Below are 22,052 nucleotides of genomic sequence, written 5' to 3'. Positions count from 1 at the left end.
CGTCGGATGCGCAGCCGCGACGCGCGAAACGTCGCGGCTGCGCTGCGCTTACGTGCGCATCACGGCGCGAAGAACACGTCCGTGCGGTTCGCGAGATTGCCGGAGTTGGTCTGCACGAAGAACGGATGGAACGACGACGACGGCCCCACGTCGAGGCCCTGGTAGTCGCCGATGAAGAAGCCCTCCGCATTCGGCGCGACCTTCAGGTCGAACGGCCCGCCGACGCGCCGCTCGGCGACGAACGTGCGGCCGCCGTCAAGCGAGATCTTGCGCCAGAAGCCGGTCGGCAGCGTCGTCGTATCGCCGGCCGGCAGGTCGCGAAAGTCGTAGTGGGTGACCATCACCGCGCCTGTTTCGTTGACGCGCACCGACGGGTTGAACGCCGCGCGGCCGGTCGGTGTGTTGACCTGCAGCGGCGCGCTCCAGGTCGCGCCGCCGTCGGTCGACGTCGACAGCGCGATCTCGTCGTAGTGGCCGCCGTTGAAGCGGCTGTCCTGCCAGACCACGTAGAGCTGCCCCGACGCCGGGTCGATCGCGGGCTCGGGAATGATGTCGCCGGTGCGCACCGGCTCGCCGGTATTCGGATCGGTCACGCCGACCGTCTGCAACCCGGCGATCACCTGCGGCTGCGTCCACGTCGCGCCGTCGTCGGTCGACTTGATGAACGCGACCTTGCCGGCGGCCTTGCTGAACGGCGGCTGGATCAGGTTGAAGAAGTTGTAGAGCGTGCCGCTCTTCGGATCGACGACGATCTGGTTGCCGATCGTCTGCTGCCGCGACGGCACATGGACGATGACCCGCGCCTTGCTCCACGTCTTGCCGCCGTCGACCGTCTTCGAGAACAGCGTCGGCCCGCGGAATGCCTGCGTGTGCAGGTTCGCGTACGGATTGCCGTTCGGCAGCTCGAGACGATCCCACACCGCGTACGCGGTGCCGGCCTTCACCGGGTTCGCGGTCACCGATTCCTTGTCGTTGAAGAACTGCGTCGTCGGCTCGTTGTCGGCGATCAGCAGCGCCGGGCTGCTCCACGTCTGGCCGCCGTCGGTCGACACGGACGCCCCGACCGCGTTGCTGTTGTTCGACTGGTTGAACGAGATCGATACCGAGTACGCGGTGCCGTCCGGACCGAACGACACCCACGGATCGGACGCGCGCTCGTAGGGCAGCCCGCCCGGCGCGCACGCGCTGAACGGCTGCGGCGTCCGCGCCCAGGTCGCGCCGCCGTCGAACGTGTAGCCCGCGACGAGGCCGTGCGCGCCGCCGTTCGACCAGCGGTCCTGCTGCCAGACGCCGATCATGTTGGTCGGACGGGCCGGATTGACCGCGAGCCACGGCTCGACTTCGGCATTCACGTACACGGTGCCGGGGCCGCCGGCCGTGCAGGCGGCGAACGGGCTCGGGCCGGACACGCGCACGGGCTCCGCGTGCGCGGCGGCCGTGAACGCGAGCGCGGCTGCAATGGTCAGCCGGGTAACGAGCGGGTGAGGCAGGGTAATGCGTCGCATGGACTGCTCCTCGTTGACGTGCGGAAGCAGTGGCCTGACAGGCTGCGGCCTCGCGCGTCGTCGCGCGGGGCGTGCGCCTGGACTTCAACGCAGCGCGTCGACGCTTCGGATCTCGCGCCGGTGCGTGCCGGACAGTACGCCGCTTCTGCCATCGCAATCCGCCTTCGCTGGGTTCCGCCAGCGCATCGGTCAAGACTCCTTGTGATTCTTGTTGCTGTCGCGGCCGCTGTGCGTCTCATTCGACGATTGCCGTGAGGTGGAAGCAATGTAGGCCAACAAAACCCCGGAAAGCAGGCGATTTTTTGTAACAGAGCGTAGCCGGCAAGCGTTGCCGGAATCGCATGCGTGGGGGCAGAAAAAATTGCAGGGAACACGGCGGAGCGGCGGCGGGAACATTCGCCGTATCGCGAGTGGAAAGCCGAATCGAAGCGCGAATCGGAATCGCTGCGGGAATTGCTTCGCGTTCAGCGATCCGCCGGAAAGCGCGCCTGCAGCGTGCGCAGCCAGCGTGCGACCACATCGAGCTCGTCGTCGGAAAACCCGTCGCACAGCTTCGTGTTCAGCTCGCGCAGCAGCACGCGCGCCTTCTTCAGCGCGGCGTGGCCGTCGTCGGTGAGGAACAGGCGGGTCGCGCGCCCGTCGTCCGAATCGCGGTGGCGCGTGAGCAGCCCGGCCTTCGCCATGCGATCGGCGAGGCCCGTCATCGCGGACGGCGCCAGTTGCAGCGCCGCGCCGACTTCGCCGACGAGCGCGCCGTCGTGTTTCGCGAGATGGAACAGCACGCCGGCCTGCGCGGCGCTCGCGTGCGTATCGGTTTCCGCCTTGCGGTCGACCCAGCGCTGCGCGCGCCGCTGGCCAATGCTCAACAGCAAAAACAGTCGTCGTTCGTCGCTCAAGCTCGGTTTCCTGCTGGCGTGGAGGAGGGGGCGGCGCGGTCCGCATCGCGCGGCCGGTCGAGCGCCTGTGCGAGCCAGTCCGCGACGCCCGGCCACAGCACCGCGCCGGGCCGGCTGCGGAAGAAGCCCATGTGCCCGACCGGCCCGCTGCCGGTGGCGCGCGGATCGATCTGGCGGCGCTCGACCGCCGCGTGCGTCAGGTAGCTTACCAGCAGGTCGATGGCCGTCGGGTTCGCCCATGGGTCGTCGTCGAAACCGAGCGCGAGAATCGGCAGCCGTTGCTTCGCGAACCGCTCGGCCGCGCCGAGCGTCGGGTCGTCGAAGAAGTAGCGCGGCAGCGTCGTCCAGCCGCTCCATTCGCGGAACACGCCGGCCGGCAGGTCTTCGCCGAGCCCGAGCCGCCTGCCCGGCACGTAGCCGAGCAGCGTGGACGTCAGCGGCCCGAGCACGCGCAGGATCAGCCGCACCTTCAGCCGTTCGGCGGCGCGCGCGATCAGCCGCGTGCTGCCCGCGTGCGACGCGACCATCACCGCCGCCCGCAGGTGGCGCGACCCGGCCGACAGGCCGATCGCGTGGCCGCCGACGCTGTGGCCGACCGCGAGCAGCGGCACTGCGCGGTGCGTGTCGCGCGCCCACGCGATGGCCGCGCCGACGTCGAGTTCGATCCAGTCGCGCATGCGGGCCTGCAGTTTGGTGAGCCGCGCGGGCCGCGATGAACCGATCCCGCGATAGTCGTAGGTCAGCGCCGCGAAGCCCCGCTCGGTCAGGTAGCGCGCGAAGCCCGCATACAGCCGCTCCGGCACGGCGGTCGCCGGATGGATCAGCACCAGCGCGGACGGCTCGGCGGCCGGCTGCCACAGCGTGCCGCGCAACGGGTAGCCGTCGGCGGCGGAAAACGCGATGGGTTCCGATGTCATGTCCGTCCTCGTTCAGAAAGGTAATTTGCATGCGAAATATAGTTCTCGGTGTATTTCGCGTACGAAATATCTGTCGAGGATGTCCTCGAACGGCTTTCCCGTGGCGCGTTGCAACATCGGCATGCGCGCCGTCCTGCCATCGAAGATTTGCGCCTTTCGATAGCAGAATATTGCGTTTGTTCGATGCCGGCGATCGACGTATCGTCGACGGTTTCATGGCGTGCGCCGTGTGCTTCGTTCGATGCGCTATCCGGCGCTGCTGCGATGCGCACGCCAGTCAACTACCGGAGAAAATCACGTTGTCGAGCCGAATCGTCACGGCGCTCGTGCTGGCGCTCGCCGCGCAGCCGGGCATCGCGAAGGACACCGTCACGCTGCACGTCGGTGAACAGAACTACTTCAACATCCAGGCGTCGATGGAGGCGTCCGGCGTGCTCAAGGGCCTGCCGTACACGATCGAGTGGAAGCACTTCCAGGCGGCCGCGCCCGTCGCCGAAAGCCTCAACGGCAATGCGATCGACGTGGGCTTCCTCGGCGATTCCGCGCTGCTCACGCTCGCCGCGCGCGGCGCGCCGGTCAAGGTGATCGCCGTGTCGCGCCAGAGCCTCGACGGCGTCGCGATCCTCGTGCCGAAGAATTCGCCGGTGCGCACGGTCGCCGACCTGCAGGGCAAGACGATCGCCGTGTGGCGCGGCGCGTGGAGCCAGCAGCTCGTGCTGCGCGCGCTCGAACGCGCGGGCGTGCGCGCCGACGCGGTCAAGTACGCGTACCTGATGCCGGTCGACGCGACCAACGCGCTCGCGAACGGCTCGGTCGACGCCGTTTCGCTGTGGGAGCCGTTCGTCAGCACGCTCGAGCTGCGGCAGGGCGCGCGGCCGGTCGTCACCGCGCAGGGGCTGATGCCGGCGCTCAGCTTCGTCGCGGCGAACGAGCAGGCCGTCGACGGCAAGCGCGCGGAGATCACCGACTTCCTGCGGCGCGTGGTCGCCGCGCGCCAGTGGGTCGACAGCCATCCGCGCGAATACGCGGACCTGTGGGCCAAGCGCGCGAAGCTCGAACCGGACGTCGCCTACCGCTGGCTCGACCACGCGCACCAGCGCGTCGGCCCGGTCGACGCCGCCGCCGCGAAGGACGCGCAGAACACCGCCGATTTCCTGCACAAGGCCGGCGTGATCCCGACTCCGTACGACACCGCGAAGCTGCTCGACCGTTCGTATGCGGGCGCGTTTGCGGCCCCCGCGCAACAGACGGCCACCGCGCGGTGACGATGTCGCCGCGACCGGCGATCACCCGTGAACGGCGCCAGCGCAGCGCCGCGTGCGCATCGATCTCATCGTGAGGGTTCGCGCGCATTCGCCGCGCATCGCGATCTGCGTGGCAGTGCGCATGCGCATGAAGCCGCCGGCAGCGCGGCTCGACGATATGCCGATCAAGCGCACAAGCCGATCGATCGAATTTCGCGGAAGACGCGCAACCCGAACCGCGCCACGTTACCCGCGCTGCCGGTAGCATGCGACGGCAGCCCCACCGCCGCATCGAATCAAAACGACGGCAGCCCCGGCGGATTCGTTTCCGCGCGCGCGAGCGCCTCGCTCTGCAATCCCCAGCGTGCCAGCGCCTGTCCGTACCGGCCATTGGCGATCAGCGTATTGGTGGCAAGCGTCAACGCATCGGCCAGGCCGCTGCCCTTGCGCGTCGCGATCGCGACGTCCGCATTGGCCGGCCAGCCCGCGTTCACGACACCCACTCGACGGATCTTGCCGTCACGCGCGGCCTCGTACGCGAGCGACGCATTCGGATTCAGTTCGGTGTCGGCGCGCCCCGACAGCAGCGCGACGCGCGCGGCCGCGTCGTCGTCGAAATACTGCAGCTCGGTCGGCCTGAGCCCCTGCTCGACGTTGCGGCGGCTCCATTCGAGCAGGATCCGCTCCTGGCTCGTCCCCGCGCCCGTGATGATGCGCAACCCGGCAACATCCTTCGGTTCGGCGATCTTCACGATCGGGCTCGCGGTGCGCACGTAGAAGCCGTGCAGCCCGAGCCGGTACGTCGTGAAATCGTATTTCTCCTTGCGCTTCTCGGTCACGCCGACGTTCGAGATCACCGCGTCGTACTTGCCCGAGCTCAGCCCGAGCGGCCAGTCGGCCCACGCGATCGGCACCAGCGCGAGCGTGCGGCCGAACGCGTCGGCCACGAGCTGCGCATAGTCGGGGTCCGCGCCGACCACGGTGCGCGCGTCCGTCGCGTAAGTCGATACCGGCGGCGCATGCGGCGAGATCGCGACGGTGAACGCGCCGTCGCGCACCCAGCGGTAGCCGCTCGCCGCGCGAATCGCGGCCGGATCGCGCGGCGCACGCACGCGGCCCGCCTGGCGCGGGTCGAGATCCGCGAGCGCAGTGGCGGCGAGCGCCGTGCGCAACGGCAGGCCGGCTGTCGCGGCGAAGGCGGCGGTGAGGAACAGGCGTCGGTCGATCATCGGCATGTATCTCGCTGGTCCGGAGAAAAAGGCGGGCGTCACAGCACCCGCGACAGGAATTCGCGCGTGCGCGGATGGGTCGGCTGGTCGAGCACGATCGCGGGCGGCCCCGCCTCGACGATGCGTCCGCTTTCCATGAACAGCACGTTGTCCGCGACTTCGCGTGCGAAGCCGATTTCGTGCGTGACGATCACGAGCGTCGTGCCCGAGCGCGCGAGCTCCTTGATCACGTCGAGCACCTCGTTGACGAGCTCCGGATCGAGCGCGGACGTCGGCTCGTCGAACAGCAGCACCTTCGGCCGCAGCGCGAGCGCGCGTGCGATCGCGACGCGCTGCTGCTGGCCGCCGGACAGCTGGCGCGGATACGCGTCGGCCTTGTCCGCGAGCCCGACGCGCGCGAGCAACGCGCGCGCGGTGCGCTCGGCGGCGTCGCGGGTCGCGCCGCCGACGGCGACCGGCGCCTCGATCAGGTTCTCCAGCACGGTCAGGTGCGGGAACAGGTTGAAGTTCTGGAACACCATGCCGACCTCGGTGCGGCGCTTCAGCACGTCGCGCTCCTTCAGCTCGTAGAGCACGTCGCCGTCGCGGCGGTAGCCGATCAGCTCGCCGTCGATGTCGATGAAGCCGTCGTCGACGCGCTCGAGGTGATTGATCGTGCGCAGCAGCGTCGACTTGCCGGAGCCGGACGGCCCGACGATCACCGTCACGCTGCCGCGCAGCGCGACGAACGATACGCGCTCGAGCACGCGCTGCGCGCCGAACTGCTTCGACACCGCGTGCACCGCGACCTCGCCGCCCTGTTGCGGCGCGGCCGCCCCGGTGGCGGCCGGCGCCGCCGCGGCGGGCTTGCGCGCCGCGAGCCGCCGCCACAGCGCGCCGGCGCGAGCAAGCACGAAGGTGAGGGCGGACGGCGGCGGGTTGCGCAGCGCGCCGCGCGCGTAGTGCCGCTCGACCTGCACCTGGATCGCCGACAGCACCGTGAGGATGATCAGATACCAGACGGTCGCGACCATCAGCAGCGGAATCACCTCGAGATTGCGCCGGTAGATCACCTGCACCGTGTAGAACAGCTCGGGCATCGCGAGCACGTACACCATCGACGTGCCTTTCGCGAGCATGATCAGGTCGTTGAACGCGGTCGGCAGGATCGCGCGCATCGCCTGCGGCAGCACGATGCGCGTCGTCTGGTGCGCGCGCGGCAGGCCGAGCGCCGCCGCGGCCTCGAGCTGGCCCTGGTCGACCGAGAGGATGCCGCCGCGGATCACTTCGGCGGAGAACGCCGCATGGTGCAGCGTCAGGCCGAGCACCGCCGCGAGGAACGGGCTGATCAGGTCGGTCGTCGCGACGTCGACGAACGTGATGCCGGTGAGCGGCACGCCGAGCCGCACGTGCTCGTACAGGTAGCCGAGGTTGTTCAGGATCAGCAGCAGCACGATCAGCGGGATCGAGCGGAACAGCCAGATGAACGCCCACGCGCTCGCCGACAGCAGCCGCGAGCGCGACAGCCGCGCCAGCGCGACGAACGCGCCCAGCACGAGGCCGAACACCGCGCCGAGCGCCGTCAGCGCCAGCGTGCGCGCGAGCCCGGACAGCACCGGCGGCGCGAAGAACCAGTCGGCGAACACCGGCCAGCCCCATTGCGGGTTGCCGATGACCGAAGCCAGCACGAGCGCGATCAGCGCCAGCGCGAGCGCGGTGCCGGCCGCGCTCGAACGATGCCGCGCAGGCACGATCCGCAAGCGCGTGCCTGCGTCGCGCGCGGCGGGAGAAAGGGGTGAAAGATGCGGCGCGGCCGCGCCGAGGTGGGTGGTGTCGCTCATATCGGTACGGGCTCCGTACGGTTCCTGTGGTTCCGCCTGTCTGTCGGCCGGCGCACCGCACGCGGGCGGCGGCCGGCCGAATGGTCGTCAGGCCTGCGCGTCGGCCACGGTGGCGCGCTCCGCCTCGGCCGCCGCATAGCGGCTCGCCTTGCGCGGCAGCCCGAGGTGATCGCGCAGCGTGCTGCCGGGGAGGTCGCGGCGATAGCGGCCGCGCGCCTCCAGCACCGGCACCACGAGCTCGAAGAAATCGTCGACGCCCTGCGCCTGCACCGCGAAGCCGAGGATGAAGCCGTCGGCGGCGCCCGCGTCGATCCAGCGGATCAGCTCGTCGGCGACGTGCTCGGCGGTGCCGATGAAGTTCGGCCGCGGCGTCGCGACCTCGAGCGCGGTTTCGCGCAGCGTCCACCCGTGCTGCTTCGCATCGGCCTTGATCCGGTCGGTGGTCGAGCGGAAGCTGTTGCGGCCGATCTCGCCGAGCTCGGGGAACGGCGCGTCGAGCGGGTATTGCGAGAAGTCGTGGTGATCGAAGAAGCGGCCGAGGAACGCGAGCGCCTCGTCGATCGTCAGCAGGTTGCGGATCGCCTGGTATTTTTCCTCGGCCTCGGCGGCCGTGCGCCCGACGATCGGCCCGATGCCCGGGAACACCTTCACGTCGTCGGCGCGGCGGCCGTGCTCGACCGCGCTCTGCTTCACGCGCTGCGTGAACGCGCGCGTGTCGTCGAGCGACGGCGAATGCGTGAACACCGCGTCCGCGTACTTGCCCGCGAGCGCGATCCCGGTGTCGGACGACCCGGCCTGGAAGATCACCGGCTGCCCCTGCGGCGAGCGCTGGATGTTGAGCGGCCCCGCGACCTGGAAGAAGCGGCCGTGGTGGTCGAGCGTGTGGAGCTTGTCGCGCGCGAAGAACTGCCCGGTCGCGCGGTCGCGCACGAACGCGTCGTCGTCCCAGCTGTCCCACAGCCCCTGCACGACGCCCAGGTACTCGTCGGCGATCTCGTAGCGCAGTGCGTGATCGGGATGCGCCTTGCCGAAATTCTTCGCGGTGCCTTCGAGCGGCGTGGTCACGACGTTCCAGCCGGCGCGGCCGCCGCTGATCGCGTCGAGCGACGCGAGCTGGCGCGCGACCGTGAACGGCTCGCTGTACGACGTCGAGATCGTGCCCGCGAGCCCGATCTTCTTCGTCGCGGTGGCGAGCGCGGACAGCACCGTCAGCGGCTCGAAGCGGTTCAGGAAGTGCGGGATCGACTTCTCGTTGATGTAGAGGCCGTCCGCGACGAACGCGAACGCGACGCCGTGGTCCTCGGCCTTGCGTGCGATGCGCGTGACGAAGTCGAGGTTGATGCTCGCGTCCGGCGGGTTGCTCGGATGCCGCCACGCATTCATGTGGCTGCCTGCGCCTTGCAGCATCAGGCCGAAGGTGATGGATCGTCTGGTCATGGGCGGGTCAGGGTGGATGTCAGTAAGAAGGGGGAAAGCCTGCGGCAACCGCATCGGCATCGGCGTCGCCCACGGGCGTAGCCGCGAGCGCGCCGCCGAGCCATTCGACCGACGCGAGCCGCGCCGCATAGTCGGTCAGCGGCGAATCGACGACGAACTCGTCGACGTCGAGCCGCCGGCTCAGCGCGTCGAGCGCGCGATGCACGCGCTCGGGCGTGTCGGCGAGCACGGCCGGGCGCAGCTCGTCGATCCGGTAGTCGGTCGCGCCGCTTTGCCGCGCGAACTCGGCCGCCGCCTGCGCGCTGGCGAGGTTGAAGCTCTGGCCGCTCGCCAATTGCAGCTTGAAGATCCGCAGCGGCCCGATCAGCCGTTCGGCGTCTTCGCGGGTCGGCGCGGCGACCGCATACAGCGCGACGAGCGGCTTCACGCCGCCGGCGTTGCGATACGCGTCGAGCGAACGCTCGATATGGGCTTCGTCGCCGTTGAAATGCCCCGCGTAGCAGAAGCGCCAGCCCTGGCGCGCGGCGAGCCCGGCGCTGTCCGGCGAGCCGCCGAGCAGGATCCGCTGCGGCGGCTGCGGCGGCACCGGCGTCGCGACCGCGCCCGCGAGCGGGTGGTCCTCGGCGACGCCCCAGCCGAGGAACGCGTCGAGCTCCGCGAGCTGGCCGGCGAAGCCGGGCTTTTTCGCGCGGTCGTGGAACCACTGCAGCGCGCGGGTCGTCAGCGGCAGCCCGCCGGGCGCCTTGCCGACGCCCAGATCGACGCGGCCGGGCGCGAGCGACGCGAGCAGCTTGAAGGTCTCGGCGACCTTGAACGGGCTGTAGTGCTGCAGCATCACGCCGCCGGAGCCGACGCGGATGCGCGACGTATGCGCGAGCAGGTGGGCGACGACGATCTCCGGCGCGGAGCTGGCGAACCCGGGCGCGCCGTGATGCTCGGCGACCCAGAAGCGGCGGTAGCCGAGCTGTTCGGCGCGCTGCGCGAGCGCGACGGTGAAGCGCAGCGCGTCGGCTGCGCGCGTGCCGTCGGCGATCGGGCTCTTGTCCAGCAACGATAGCGAGTAAGACATGATGGGCGGCGAATCCTGCGGATGACGTTGACGATGGCGCGCGGCGGGTCAGGACTTCGGCAGGCCCGGCGGATTGGTGCGCGCCTGGTCGATCGCCTCGGAGCCGAGGCTCCAGCGCTCGAGGATCCGCTGGTACAGGCCGTTGCGGATCAGCCCGTTCAGCGCGATCGTCACCGGCTCGGCGAGGCCGCTGCCCTTGCGCGTCGCGACCGCGATGTCGGCGGTGCGCGGCCAGCCGCCGCTGATCGCGCCGACGAGCCGCGTCTTGCCCTGTTGCGCGCTCTGGTATGCAAGCACCGAGTTCACGCTGAATACCGCGTCGGCGCGGCCCGACTGCACCGCGACGAGCCGCATCGCCTGGTCGTCGTAGTACTGGACGGCGACCGGCTTGAGCCCGTGCGCGACGTTCTCGCGGTCCCACGCGAGCAGGATCTTTTCCTGGTTGGTGCCCGCGTCGGTCACGACGCGCAGGCCCGCGACGTCCTTCGGCTCGCGGATCGACGTGATCTTGCTGTCGTTGCGCACGTAGAAGCCGACCTGGTCCTTGCGGTACGACGAGAAATCGAACTTCTGCTTGCGCTCCTCGGTGACCGTGACGTTCGAGATCACCGCGTCGACCTTGCCCGACGCGAGCGCGAGCGGCCAGTCGGGCCACGCGAGCGCGACGATCTTCACCTTGCGGCCGAGGCTGTCCGCGACGAGCTGGCCGAGATCCGCGTCAAAGCCGACGACCGTGCGCGCGTCGGTCGCATAGGTGCTGATCGGCGGCAGGCTCGGCGCGATGCCGATGGTCAGCGTGCCGGCCTCGGCGAACTTGAACGTCGGCGGCACCGCGCGTTGTACGGCCGCATCGGCCGTGCCGCGCGGGCGGCCGCGCTGTTCGGGGCTCAGGTCGAACGTCGCGGCGGCTGCGGCGATGGCGGTCGCGCCGATCAGCGCGGCCGCCAGCGTGCGCACGGCGCGCGGCGTGAAAGGGACGGCTCGTTGCATGGATGCTTCCTGTCGTTGACGGTTTTTCTGGGCTGGAGACCCAAATGCTTGCGACGGCGCGGCCGGTTCAGCGCGGTAAGGCCGGTTCGGGCAGCGGCGCCCACAGGTCGGCGAGCGTCGACGTGCGCGACGGGTCGATCAGGTCCTTGCCGAACGGCAGATGGAAATACGCTTCGGGATCGATCGACGAATCGAACAGGCGCGCGTAGCCGGAGCGGTCGTACAGCGCCCAGGCTTCGGGCTGGCGAAAGCCCGTGGTCAGGTAGAGGCGGCGATAGCCCTGCTGCGCGGCGCGCGCTTCGAGCGCTTCGACGATGCGCCGCGCGAGCCCCTGGCGCCGGAGGTCCGTGCGCGTCCAGATGCGCTTCAGCTCGGCCGTCTGCGCGTCATAGCGCATGAATGCGCCGCCGCCGATCGTCTCGCCGTCGCGCAGCAGCAGGATGAACGCGCCTTCGGGCGGCGCGAACCGTTCGGCCGGGTAGCGTGCGAGTTCCTCGCGCGCGGACGCCCGGCTATCGGGGCGGTACGCGTCGTAACGCGTGGAATACTCTTCGATCAGCGCGTCGATCAGCGGTTGCGCGCGGACGTCGAGCGGCGTCGTGTCGAGAATGCGGTCGGTCGTGGCCATGGGCGTCGCGAAGGGCGCGCGACGCGGACGTTCCGTTCGAAGGCCGGGCATGCGGCCCGTCCGGTCAGTGCCGTTATCGCGACGCGGTTGTCGTGATGGCGGCGGTCTCGGTGCTCAGTGCGTGCTGCGATGCATCGGGCGTGCCGCCGCCGTTTCGAACACGTTAGCGGCGCGGCAGGCAAAGGCGAACGAAGCAATTTCGATAAGGATTTCGCGGGGAACGTTAAAAGGCTTGCAGCGGGCATGGGGTGTGCGTGTTGCGCGGCCGTGATCGCTCGGCCTGCATGTGATGCAGATGCAGGCGGCCCACGCGTCGGTTGTCTCGCAGCTCATGCGCATCGAACCAAGGATGGCGATCAGGCGCGCAGCGCTCAGATATTGCAGAACACGACCGCGGGCTCGGCGCCTTCGATCGCCGAAAACAGCGTCTTCAGGTGTTTGGCCGCTGCGCTCGACGGACGCTCGACCAATCCCAGCAGGTGTTCGCCCCAGAGCGTCATCCCGAGATGGCCGGCCGCGAATTCGTAATTTACCGAGCGCCATTCGGACACCGGCGTGATCGAATCGCACGACGGGCAGCGTAGCCGCGCCGACTCCGGTTCTCGGCACCACGCGTCGAGCGCCTCACCGAGTTCGTCGCTGCCGTCTGCTCCGAGCTCGATCGCCGCTCGGCAGTACGGGCAATTGACGCTGAAACCGCCGTCGTAATTCATGAACAGGCCGTGATTGTCCGCTGAAGCCACCAGTTCCGGCCGGCCCGTTGCGCCGGTCTGCCAGCCGTGACCGGTCACGTCGATCTGAATCGCCGTGATGCGTGTGACGACGGGACTGTAGGCATCGACTTTCCGCTCGGGCGAACCCCAGCCTTCGAGATCGTCCAGCCCGCGGAAGTCGGCGCGCAACGGAAAGGCGGGCGCGCCCAGCGACAACCCGCTGCGGAGCTCGGGAACGATGACGCCGCCCTCGACGAGACGCGCGTAGAGCGCACGTGCCGCGTTCGGCGCCGACGCGCGCGATATCTTCGTGTCGATCAGCGCGGTGGTCCTGTCACCCATGAGCGTGTCCCGGAAGGTTGGGCATGGCGTTGCGGTCGGCGATATGAGGGGCGGCGAACGGCGAACTAGCCGATGACCGTCGGCGGCGTCGATGCTTCGGCAAGCTGGAACAGGCAGTCGCCGCGCTGCACCTGCGCCTGCACGCGCTTGCAGACCACTTCGCCGTCGCCCGCGAAGCGGTGCAGCACCGGCTCGCGCAGCGGTGTGTCGGGGAAGTGCACCCACGCGGCCGGCTGTCCGGCGCGCACCTTGTCGCCGAGCTCGGCGAGCGGCTCGTAGAGGCCGCGCTCGTACGCGTACACGTGGTGACGCTCGCCGTCGACCCGCATGAAGCGCGTGACGGCGGGCGGCGCGTCGGGCACCAGCGCGCCGTGCAGCAGGCCGATGAAGCCAAGGTAATGCAGCAGCCCGTGGCGGCCGAGCCGGATCAGCGCCGGATCGGCCATGCCCGCGCCGCCGAGCTCGGTGACGATCGAGATCGCGCCTTGCCGGCGCGCGGCCGATGCCGAATGCACGGGATTCGGCGCATGCAGCAATGCGTTCGGCAGCCCGAACGCGACCAGCAGCGCGTTGAGCCGCGCGGCCTCGTCCGCGTCGAGCGGATCGATCGCGAGCATGTTGCCACTGTGATAGAGCAGCGAGCTGCCGCCCGAATGCAGGTCGACGAGGTATTGCGCGCGGGACAGCAGCGCGTGCTCGATGTAATGGGCGATCATCTGCGTCGGCGTGCCGGCCGGATCGCCGGGAAAGCTGCGGTTCAGGTTGCCGCCGTCGAGCGGCGACACGCGCAGGCCCGCGTCCGCCGCGGGGAAGTTCGCCATCGGCAGCAGGATCAGCTGCCCGCTGACCATCTCCGGCTCGATCTCGCGCATCAGCTGCGACACGATGATCTGGCCTTCGTATTCGTCGCCGTGGTTGCCGGCCATCACCAGCGCGACCGGGCCGTCGCCGTTGCGGATCGACACGATCGGGATCGGCAGCCACCCGTAGGCGGAGCGGTGCACCGAATGCGGCAGGCGCAGATAGCCGGCATGCTTGCCGGGAGCGTCGAGGTCGATTTCGCAATGGATCGGATTTCGGTGGGACGGGGAAGCGGTCATGGCGGCATCGTTCGATGAACGGAATCCGCCATCTTATCGGGAAACGCGTGGCAAGGCGGCGGCTCGATCGGCCGCCGCCCGGCAGTGCGCGTGCTGCACGCGCCGCGTGTTGCAGTGGTGAATCACCGATCGACGAGCAGCGGGCTGCCCACGCGCGTCGGACGAGGCCGCAGCCGCGCCGCGCGTGCCGTTCGACCGGCGGCCGCGTCAACGGCCGGCTGTTTCAGCCTCGATACGTCCTTCTTCCCACAGCGCCCAGAAGCGGCTGCCCGCGCGATACGGATTCGCGCGGCGCGCGGCGTAATCCTCGACGCCCTGGCGATATGCGCCGTACAGCGTCAGCGGCGGATTATCGACGCACGCGGCTTCGCGGGCGGCGGGCGTGCGGCGCTCGGAAACGAGCCGCCGAATCAGCGAGGCGCCGTCGATCACGTCCGCTCGATCGACGGTTTCTGCGCGGCTGATGACTTCGACGGTATTCATGTGCGGGCTCCCTGACGTTCTGTTTTCCAGTCAAGGAGCAATAAGGGTGCCAAGCTCGAAAACCCGCGTGCGGCCGCGATCGTGCAGGCTTCTGCGGCGAACGTGCGGCGCGCGCGCCGGCGATGTTACGGAACACGTCACGTGACACGGGCGGCTGCCGCGAAACACGCGCACGCGCGCGGCGGCGCGCGATGCGTTGCAGAAATGAATCGCGGGATAGGCGCGAACGCGCGGACAGGCTACCGTTCAGTTCGCGGTGGCCGGGGCGATGGGGCGGTGGCTGCCTGCCGAATAGAAGCGGTAGATTCCCTTGCCGGACGACTTCGCTTCGTACAGCGCGCTGTCCGCGTGCCGGATCAGCTCGTCCGGGTTGCCGTGGCCGTCGTCGAGCGCGATCCCGATGCTGATGCCGAGGCTCACCGTCTCGCCGATCGACAGCGTGTACGGCGCCGAGATCTGGCCGATGATCCGCGTGGCGAGGAGCGAGCTTTCGTGCATCGTCGTGTCGTCGATCGCGACGACGAACTCGTCGCCGCCGATCCGCGCCACCAGCTCGCCTTGCGGCAGCGTCTCGCTGAGACGCGCGGCGACCTGCGTCAGCACGTCGTCGCCGGCGTGATGGCCGAAGCGGTCGTTGATCGCCTTGAAGCCGTCCAGGTCGAGATACATGACCGCGAGCGCGGGACTCGGCAGGCGCGGCCGCTGCGAGAGCATCCGCTTCAGGGCAGCATGCAGTTCGTGACGGTTCGGCAAACCGGTCAGCGCATCGTGTCGCGCGAGGTGCCGGATATGCTGCTCGGTCTGGCGGCGCGCCGTGACGTCCTCGACGATGATCACCGCGTTGCCGTCCGGCACACGATGGCGCGTGAGCTCGAGCTGGCGGCCGTCGGCAAGCTCGATGTCGAGCGGCACCGGCTCGTCGTGGCTCAGCCAGACGTCGCATTGCGCCGCGAGGCCGGCGCCGTCGGAATCGGTCGACGCGTTCGCGCCGAGCGCCGCGATCACGTCGGGCAGCGGCGTGTCGAGCATGATCTCGCGCGGCGAGCCGAACAGCTGCGCGGTGCGCCGGTTCGCGACGATCACCCGGTTCTCGCCGTCGACCATGCACAGCCCGTGCGGCATGTGCGTGAGCGCGGCGTCGAAGCGCGCGACGAGTTCGGCGTTGCGCTGGCGCGCGGCGATCAGCGCGACCAGCACCGTGTAATGGCGCTGCACGACCGTGCGCATCGCGACGAGGTAGATCGCGATCGGCGGCAGCAGCAGCCATGCGCCGCTGCGCGGCGCCAGCAGCGCGCCGAGGCCGATCGGCAGCACGCCGAGCGTGATCTGCGTCATCGCGAGATGCGGCAGCGCCGAATTGCGCGACGCGATCCCGCCGAACACGCCGCCCGCGACCAGCACCGACAGCGTGCCCAGCTCGACGTCGACGGCTTCCACGCAGCCCATCGTGCCGAGGCCGAGCAGAAAGCACGCGACGAGCGACACCGGCGCGTAGCGCCGCGCCCAGTATTCGGGGCGGCCTTCACCGGCGGCGTCGTGTACGACATAGGCGCGGGCAATGGCGAGCCGCGCGGCGAGCAGGCCGACGTCGACGCACAGCCAGATCAGACACCAGAGTTGCTGCAGCCGGATCAGGGCGATCGCCGCGACGAAGCCGCTCGCGAGGCCGGACAACGCCATTGGGCGGACGTCTTCGAACAGCGTGACGAGCATCGACGGGCGCAGCGCAGCCGTCACGTGGTGATTGCCGCTGGGCGGCGTGGAGAGAACGGCGTTCAGCAGGCGGGCCTTGACTGCCATGGTTGTTTTTGACCTGGACACGAGGCGGTTTCCAACCGGTCGCCGGCGCGCGGCAGAGGGTGGGATGACCGGTGAGTCGGATGCGACGACATTACCATGAAACATCGCGCGTGCGAGCCTCGCGGATTCCCCGGTGCGGCGCCGCGGTTATGGCGCGTGGGACGCTCCGGACGACGGCTCGCGACTGGTCGTCGCGCCCTGCGGCGAGGCCGTCATCAGGATTTCAATAAGTATTTCATGTGGAAGGCGCGCCAGGGCTTATATCCGAACGATGTCGGGTGCGGGCCGTGCCGCGCTTCGGTTCGCGGGCGGGGAAAGCGCGCGGCGGATGCCGAGCGTCGCGCGCGTGCTCGGCGGCGGTGATCTCGCTCGTCGTCTGGGAATCTGTATGCAGCTAGCGGCGCGCCCGCGGCGCCACACCGACCGACGTGAAGGCATTTATGCGGACGTGGGCTGAACGGGGCGCCGCTCGCGATGCGGCAGCGTTACGGCGGCGCCCGCGCACGACGCTCCGCCCGCAAACGGCCGACGATGCTTCAGTAGCTACCGCCTCCGCCTGTACCGCCCGCGCCGCCGTATCGGCTCATGCCGGAACCTTGCGCAGCGCCGCCGTCCGCCGACGTGCATCCGGTCGTCAGCAGCAGCGCCAACACCGCGATCAGCGCCGCGGTCGCTCGTGCCGGTTTCATCTCAGCCTCCTTTCGCCGCGCAGATCGCTTGACGAGCCATTTCGTACGAGCGCGCGCAACGCAACGGCAACACGTATCGCGAGCGCCGCTTATTCCATGCTTTTTGCATATCGGGTTCAGCGCGCTGATCGTGCATGCGCGATCACGCGCACGGCTGCGGTCATCGGAGATTGATCGGGGCAAGCGCTGGTTCTTGGGTGGCGCGTCCCTGGGTGGAGAGGAGCGGATTGCTTTCCCTGGGCGCGCACGCGTCGTCACGCTTGACCGGCTTCACCCACATGACCGGCCGCGCGCCTCGTATTCGCGGCTGACGAGCCGCACGTGGCGCGTGCAGGTGCGCCGACGGCGATTGCGTCGCGCGGGAGATCGGGGAGGATGGTGGTAGGCGCATCGGGCGTCGAACGCGGGTGACGTAGACGCCGCGTCGGCCGCGGCGTCCAGCCGATCGGCGATAGACGAGATCGGCCCTGCGGTTCTGCGCCCACGACGCTTCGTCGTGGGCGAGCGCCAGCGGCTTTCCCGTAGCGAGGAAAAATGTCGCGGTGCGACCAGCTTCCCGGCCGCCCCAGCACGGGCAGCGCGGGAAGGTTCCAGTGCCGCGCATGACGCGCGGCAGCACGGCATCAGAACTTGTGGCGCAGCCCCAGCGCGACGATCACCTGGTTGTCGTTCGCGGACGGCGCCAGCGTCCAGACGGTGGCGTCGAACGCGTGATTGCCGTGGCCGCCGCTGACGCTTTGATAGACGCCTTCGAGATACACGTCCGTGCGCTTCGTGAACGCGTAATCGGCCTGCGCAACCACCTGATTCCACTTCGGGCGCGTCTGGCCCGTGCGCGTGTCGAAACGCGCCATCGTGTACGTGTACGCGGCCGACAGGCTCAACGCGGACGTCGCCATATAGCGTCCGTCGATCGAGAAGTTGTCGAACACCAGCGAATTGCCCTTGAGCGCGGCGATGCTGCCGCCCTGCAGCACGCCGGTCACGCCGTCGGTCGCCGAATGCGACCACCCGAGGCCGACCGAATGCAGGCCGAACGCGTAGCGTCCCGCGACGGACCAGATCTGCTGGCTGCCGCCGGTGATCGTCGCCGAGCCGTCCACCGTGCTCAGTGCGCCGTTCGGGTTGGCCAGGTTGCGGTCCCGGTTGATCTTCAGATACCCCGCGCCGAGCTTGAGCGGCCCGTTCGCATACGACACCCCCGCGCTCCACGCCGCGTTGTTGCCGAACTGGCCGGCCGTGTTCGAGAAGCCGTACATCAGGCCGAAGGTCAGCCCGTGGTACGTCGGGCTCGTGTACTTGACCGAGTTGTTGATGCGGATGTTGCGATTGGAATCGTCGTTGTCGTACGGATGGACGGCGAGGTTGCCGCCCCAGCCGGGACCCGATGCGCCCAGCGGCGTCACGAAATCCAGGATGAGGTCGTACTGGCGGCCGAACGTGAGCGACCCGGCCGTCTTCGAATTCAGCCCGACCCACGCCTGGCGGCCGAACATGTCGACGCCCTTCTGCGACAGCGCGCCGGTGGTGCCCGAAAAGCCGTTCTCGAGCGCGAAGATCGCCGACATCCCGCCGCCGAGGTTCTCGGCGCCGCGGATCCCCCAGCGCGACGCGTTCTGTGCGCCGCTCGTCATCGACCAGCTGCTGCTGCCCGGCGAACCCGCGCCGTGCGTGCGCTGGTTGTTCGCGTAGGTGATCGACGTGTCGATCAGGCCGTACAGCGTCACGCTGCTTTGCGCGTTGGCGGCGGCCGGAAGGAAGCCGGCCATGCAGGCGACGACGGCCGTCCCCGCGGCCGTGCCCGCGCGGCGCGCGCGTTGGGTGGATTGCAGCGCGGCGATGCGAGCGCGGGCCTTTCGTTTGGTCGTGGAATGCATAGGAATATTTATCATTAGCGCGGCAGAACCGCCGTGCGGGCCGCGTCGGCCCCCCCGGCCGACGAATCGAGCGGCAATTATTGGAGATCGCGCAACGGTCGATTAAGTCGCTGCACAGTAAAGGTCTTCTGCGAAATCGGGTGGAATCGATGGGCGGGAAGGGGTGTTGACGGGCGCGGGCGGTGGGGACTCGCATCGGGAGAGCGCTGGCAGACACCCGCGCTGGGTGCTCGCATCGAAGGGGCGCTGAGAGGCGGCAGCGCTGGTCGCTCCAATGGGAGCTCGATGCAGTATCCCCGCGCAACGACCGCCGCGCGCGGCTTCACGATGTCGATTGGGGGAATCGCTCTGCGCGCGTCGGTACGGCAGTGATCGCGCAGGCTGCCGTCGTCAGCGACCGCGACGCACCGCCTCAAGGTTTCATGACGACCTTGATGCACCCGTCGCGCTTGTCGCGGAACGTCTCGTACATTCCCGGCCCTTGCTCGAGCGGCACCGAATGGGTGATCACAAACGACGGATCGATCTGGCCGCGCTCGATCCGCGAGAGGAGGTCGGCGCTCCGGCGATTCACGTGCGTCTGGCCCATGCGGAACGTCGGCCCCTTGTTCATCGCTGCGCCGAACTGAATCTTGTCGAGCAGGCCGCCGTACACACCCGAAATCGACAGGATGCCGGCTGGCCGGCATACATAGATCATCTCGCGCAGCACGTGCGGACGATCCGTCTCCAGCATGACGGCCTGCTTCACGCGGTCGTACAGCGCGTCGATGGAACGTGTCGCGTGCGATTCCATCCCGACCGCATCGATGCATTTCTCCGGCCCCTTGCCGCCGGTCAGTTCGTTCAGGCGCTCGACGACGCTTTCCTCGTCGAAGTCGATCGTGACGGCGCCGCCCTGGCGCGCCATCTCCAGCCGCTCCGGCACATGATCGATGACGACCACCTGTTTCGCGCCTGGCAGTACCGCGCTGCGCACGGCCATCTGGCCTGGTCGCAACCTGGAAATGTTGCGCATCCACGGCGTGAGCAAGGCGTGGGCCACGTGCTTGTGTTGTCGCGACAAGCCGGCGCGGCGTGCGGTTTGGCTGCGCCATGCGCGGCCGAAGTCGTAGAGCGAGGATTGCTATCTCGCGTTCCGCCGCGAACGAACGACGCCCGCGCGGTGTTGCGTTCAGCCGCGCGTATCGACCCAGTTGCGGGCCCAGCGAGCCGAATGCTGCAGCGCCTGCCGTTCGCTCGGGAAGTAGTCGAGCGAATAGAACTGGTAGCGGCGATCGGCGCAGCGGCTGTCGATCGGCTCGAGCAGCAGGTTGGATGAATAACTGCCGTCGGGCAAGCGATGCGCCGAAGGCTGGATGGCATAGCCGTTGTACTGTTGTGTTTGGTTGTGTTGCATTTTGATTTTAATAATATTCGAGCTCGCGCATGCCGTGCTGAACGGGCGCGGATTTACAGCCGTTACTAGCTGAATCCGGCGCAATAAGAGCGCGCAAAAGAGAGTCGCCGGCCGACGAAAGCGCGAGACGCAACGACGCATGCGACGCGTGGCAGGCGGCCGAATCAACGGCCGCAGCCTGGCACCGAGCGCGTGCGCTTCAGGAAGACGACGTGTCGTGGAGGGGCGCTGCGCCCCGCGTCCGTTCCCGGACGTCGGGCGCTTGAGACTTACAGCGGCTTGATGTTGGCCGCTTGCAGACCCTTCGGGCCTTGCTTCGTTTCGAAGCTCACTTTTTGATTTTCGGCGAGCGTTTTGAAGCCGTCGGCGCGGATTTCGGAGAAGTGAGCGAACAGGTCGTCACCGCCATTGTCCGGGGAGATGAAGCCGAAGCCTTTGCTGTCGTTGAACCATTTGACGATACCGGTATCCATGATGAATCCTTGAGCAGTAAATAGGAGATTTGCTCTGTTGTAGAGCGTTTGAAGCGTCAAGGAGAGAGAGGACAACGAATACCGCTGAGGGGCGAGACATTGATGAACAGCAATCGGACTTCTTGGACTTCGGTGCGTACACTAACCGCCGCGAATGCTTGAGTCAACGCTTATCTTGTAACTGTGTCGCCGGGCCGTCCGTTTTCGCTGCGACGCGATGTGGCATGTCGCATCGCGCACGCGTCGGCGGAGCGACAAACGCTTCGACCCTCGGCCGTCCTTTCAACCGAGAGCACACCGAAGGCGTGCGTCGCACGATCGCTGCATATCGACGCGCGCCGACATCCGACAGTCGGCCGCATGACCTGATTTCCTCGTCCGACAGGCCCGCCGCCCGAGCGCCGATCCTTATCGCTGCGGCAGATAAACGTATCGAAATCGCTTCGTTGACGCCGTCCGGCATGGGCTCGAAGATTCGCCTTTTCATCGAATCAGGGGCGCTATCGTGACGACTCCCGCCATCCACGCCGCAACAGCGGCGCGCGTCGGCCATCAGCCTGCACCGTCGTTCGAGGCCGCCGCGCAGCGGTTCGACATCATCCCGCTCGATGCGCCGGTCGGCGCAGAAGTCGTCGGGATCGACCTGTCGCAACCGCTGGACGCGGCCGCTTTCACACGCATCCATCGCGCGCATCTCGATCATCACGTGCTGGTGTTCCGCGACCAGCGCATCACGCCGGAACGGCACGTCGCGTTCAGCCGCCGCTTCGGCCCGCTGCAGATCCACGTGCTGCACCAGTTCGGGCTGGCCGGGCATCCGGAAGTGCTGGTCGTGTCGAACATCGTCGAGAACGGCCGGCCGATCGGTCTCGGCGACGCCGGTCACTACTGGCACTCGGACCTGTCGTACAAGGAGAAGCCGAGCCTCGGCTCGCTGCTGCATGCGCAGGAGCTGCCGTCCGAAGGCGGCGACACGCTGTTCGCGAACATGCATCTCGCGTGGGACACGCTGCCCGCGCACCTGCGCCGCGCGGCCGACGGGCTGCGCGCCGAGCATACGTATCTCGCGCGCTATGCGGAACTGCAGGCGCGCAATCCGTGGCGGCCGAACCTGTCCGCCGAGCAGGTCGCGCAGGTGAAGCCGGTCGTGCATCCGGTCGTGCGCACGCACCCGGAGACGGGCCGCAAGGCGCTGTTCGTCAGCGAGCATTTCACGACGCGTATCGTCGGTTTGCCCGAGGACGAAAGCCGCGCGCTGCTCGACGAACTGTTCGCGCACAGCGTGCGCGCGGAACATCTGTACCGGCACGTGTGGCGCGACCACGATCTCGTGTTCTGGGACAACCGTTCGCTGATGCATCTCGCGGCCGGCACGCCGGACCACCTGCGCCGCAAGCTGTATCGCACGACGATCGAAGGCGACGCGCCGTTCTGAGCGCCA

General features: G+C 68.7%; 20 protein-coding genes and 2 pseudogenes. 3 read left to right on the top strand and 19 right to left on the bottom strand.

All coding sequences use genetic code 11. The features are described from left to right. Positions 1-59 precede the first annotated feature (59 nt). The 3 genes from WJ35_RS24925 to WJ35_RS24915 all read right to left on the bottom strand — a co-directional run bounded on the left by WJ35_RS24925 (position 60) and on the right by WJ35_RS24915 (position 3,318). Positions 60-1,505: a sialidase family protein gene (locus WJ35_RS24925; protein WP_060234249.1), complete on the bottom strand. Its 1,446-nt coding sequence runs from the start codon at positions 1,503-1,505 to the stop codon at positions 60-62. A gap of 464 nt (positions 1,506-1,969) precedes the next feature. Next, on the bottom strand, positions 1,970-2,401 hold the full coding sequence (locus WJ35_RS24920; protein ID WP_060234250.1) for a MarR family winged helix-turn-helix transcriptional regulator: 432 nt from the start codon (positions 2,399-2,401) through the stop codon (positions 1,970-1,972). After that, the gene (locus WJ35_RS24915) at positions 2,398-3,318 is read right to left on the bottom strand and encodes an alpha/beta fold hydrolase (RefSeq protein WP_069240237.1); all 921 of its coding nucleotides are present in this window, start codon (positions 3,316-3,318) and stop codon (positions 2,398-2,400) included. The genes WJ35_RS24920 and WJ35_RS24915 overlap by 4 nt, the downstream gene beginning before the upstream one ends. A 299-nt stretch (positions 3,319-3,617) precedes the next feature. Between WJ35_RS24915 and WJ35_RS24910 the strand changes: the two genes are divergently transcribed. Continuing rightward, the gene (locus tag WJ35_RS24910) at positions 3,618-4,583 is read left to right on the top strand and encodes an ABC transporter substrate-binding protein (protein ID WP_080484426.1); all 966 of its coding nucleotides are present in this window, start codon (positions 3,618-3,620) and stop codon (positions 4,581-4,583) included. A gap of 275 nt (positions 4,584-4,858) precedes the next feature. Here the strand turns inward: WJ35_RS24910 and WJ35_RS24905 are convergent, their stop codons facing one another. The 16 genes and pseudogenes from WJ35_RS24905 to WJ35_RS24840 form a co-directional block, all read right to left on the bottom strand. Beyond that, positions 4,859-5,791, bottom strand: a complete 933-nt coding sequence (locus WJ35_RS24905) for an ABC transporter substrate-binding protein (RefSeq protein WP_069240626.1) — start codon at positions 5,789-5,791, stop codon at positions 4,859-4,861. A 38-nt stretch (positions 5,792-5,829) separates the two neighbouring features. Continuing rightward, positions 5,830-7,611, bottom strand: coding sequence for an amino acid ABC transporter permease/ATP-binding protein (locus WJ35_RS32605; protein WP_080434888.1), 1,782 nt, complete (start codon positions 7,609-7,611; stop codon positions 5,830-5,832). 87 nt (positions 7,612-7,698) lie between these two features. Beyond that, complete coding sequence (locus WJ35_RS24895) at positions 7,699-9,048, bottom strand: LLM class flavin-dependent oxidoreductase (RefSeq protein ID WP_060234254.1); 1,350 nt, start codon at positions 9,046-9,048, stop codon at positions 7,699-7,701. 19 nt (positions 9,049-9,067) lie between these two features. After that, positions 9,068-10,117, bottom strand: coding sequence for an LLM class flavin-dependent oxidoreductase (locus WJ35_RS24890; RefSeq protein ID WP_060234255.1), 1,050 nt, complete (start codon positions 10,115-10,117; stop codon positions 9,068-9,070). A 48-nt stretch (positions 10,118-10,165) separates the two neighbouring features. Next, on the bottom strand, positions 10,166-11,107 hold the full coding sequence (locus tag WJ35_RS24885) for an ABC transporter substrate-binding protein (protein ID WP_069240236.1): 942 nt from the start codon (positions 11,105-11,107) through the stop codon (positions 10,166-10,168). Positions 11,108-11,174: 67 nt separating this feature from the next. Beyond that, positions 11,175-11,735 carry a GNAT family N-acetyltransferase gene (locus WJ35_RS24880; protein ID WP_069240235.1) on the bottom strand — a complete coding sequence of 187 codons (561 nt, stop codon included), beginning with the start codon at positions 11,733-11,735 and terminating at the stop codon, positions 11,175-11,177. 371 nt (positions 11,736-12,106) lie between these two features. Continuing rightward, on the bottom strand, positions 12,107-12,790 hold the full coding sequence (locus WJ35_RS24875; protein WP_011882263.1) for a hypothetical protein: 684 nt from the start codon (positions 12,788-12,790) through the stop codon (positions 12,107-12,109). A gap of 65 nt (positions 12,791-12,855) precedes the next feature. Further along, complete coding sequence (locus tag WJ35_RS24870; protein ID WP_069240234.1) at positions 12,856-13,890, bottom strand: succinylglutamate desuccinylase/aspartoacylase family protein; 1,035 nt, start codon at positions 13,888-13,890, stop codon at positions 12,856-12,858. A 207-nt stretch (positions 13,891-14,097) separates the two neighbouring features. Continuing rightward, positions 14,098-14,373, bottom strand: coding sequence for a hypothetical protein (locus WJ35_RS24865; protein ID WP_069240233.1), 276 nt, complete (start codon positions 14,371-14,373; stop codon positions 14,098-14,100). 246 nt (positions 14,374-14,619) lie between these two features. After that, positions 14,620-16,173, bottom strand: coding sequence for a sensor domain-containing diguanylate cyclase (locus WJ35_RS24860; RefSeq protein WP_069240232.1), 1,554 nt, complete (start codon positions 16,171-16,173; stop codon positions 14,620-14,622). A 536-nt stretch (positions 16,174-16,709) separates the two neighbouring features. Next, positions 16,710-16,862, bottom strand: coding sequence for a hypothetical protein (locus WJ35_RS31915; protein WP_014724861.1), 153 nt, complete (start codon positions 16,860-16,862; stop codon positions 16,710-16,712). Between the two features lie 445 nt (positions 16,863-17,307). Beyond that, positions 17,308-17,391: pseudogene (locus WJ35_RS31595) on the bottom strand (peptidoglycan-associated lipoprotein); the annotation flags it as partial. A gap of 94 nt (positions 17,392-17,485) precedes the next feature. Continuing rightward, on the bottom strand, positions 17,486-18,631 hold the full coding sequence (locus tag WJ35_RS24855; protein ID WP_420480907.1) for a porin: 1,146 nt from the start codon (positions 18,629-18,631) through the stop codon (positions 17,486-17,488). A 520-nt stretch (positions 18,632-19,151) separates the two neighbouring features. Next, positions 19,152-19,730: pseudogene (locus tag WJ35_RS24850) on the bottom strand (zinc-binding dehydrogenase); the annotation flags it as partial. A gap of 183 nt (positions 19,731-19,913) precedes the next feature. Further along, positions 19,914-20,138 carry a hypothetical protein gene (locus WJ35_RS24845; RefSeq protein WP_011882255.1) on the bottom strand — a complete coding sequence of 75 codons (225 nt, stop codon included), beginning with the start codon at positions 20,136-20,138 and terminating at the stop codon, positions 19,914-19,916. 269 nt (positions 20,139-20,407) lie between these two features. Next, positions 20,408-20,611 carry a cold-shock protein gene (locus tag WJ35_RS24840; RefSeq protein ID WP_059621679.1) on the bottom strand — a complete coding sequence of 68 codons (204 nt, stop codon included), beginning with the start codon at positions 20,609-20,611 and terminating at the stop codon, positions 20,408-20,410. Positions 20,612-20,835: 224 nt separating this feature from the next. Here WJ35_RS24840 and WJ35_RS31590 point away from each other — a divergent pair, with 224 nt between their 5' ends. Together WJ35_RS31590 and WJ35_RS24835 are read left to right on the top strand one after the other, a co-directional pair. Then, positions 20,836-21,120: a hypothetical protein gene (locus WJ35_RS31590; RefSeq protein ID WP_124259677.1), complete on the top strand. Its 285-nt coding sequence runs from the start codon at positions 20,836-20,838 to the stop codon at positions 21,118-21,120. Next, positions 21,117-22,046 (top strand): TauD/TfdA dioxygenase family protein, encoded by a 930-nt coding sequence (locus WJ35_RS24835; protein WP_069240230.1) that lies wholly within the window; start codon positions 21,117-21,119, stop codon positions 22,044-22,046. Before WJ35_RS31590 ends, WJ35_RS24835 begins: the two co-directional genes overlap by 4 nt. Positions 22,047-22,052 lie beyond the last annotated feature (6 nt).

The sequence above is a fragment of the Burkholderia ubonensis genome, from assembly GCF_001718695.1.
GTDB lineage: Bacteria > Pseudomonadota > Gammaproteobacteria > Burkholderiales > Burkholderiaceae > Burkholderia > Burkholderia ubonensis_B.
Note: the sequence above shows the minus strand (reverse complement) of the source record. Positions and strands in the feature narration are given on the sequence as shown.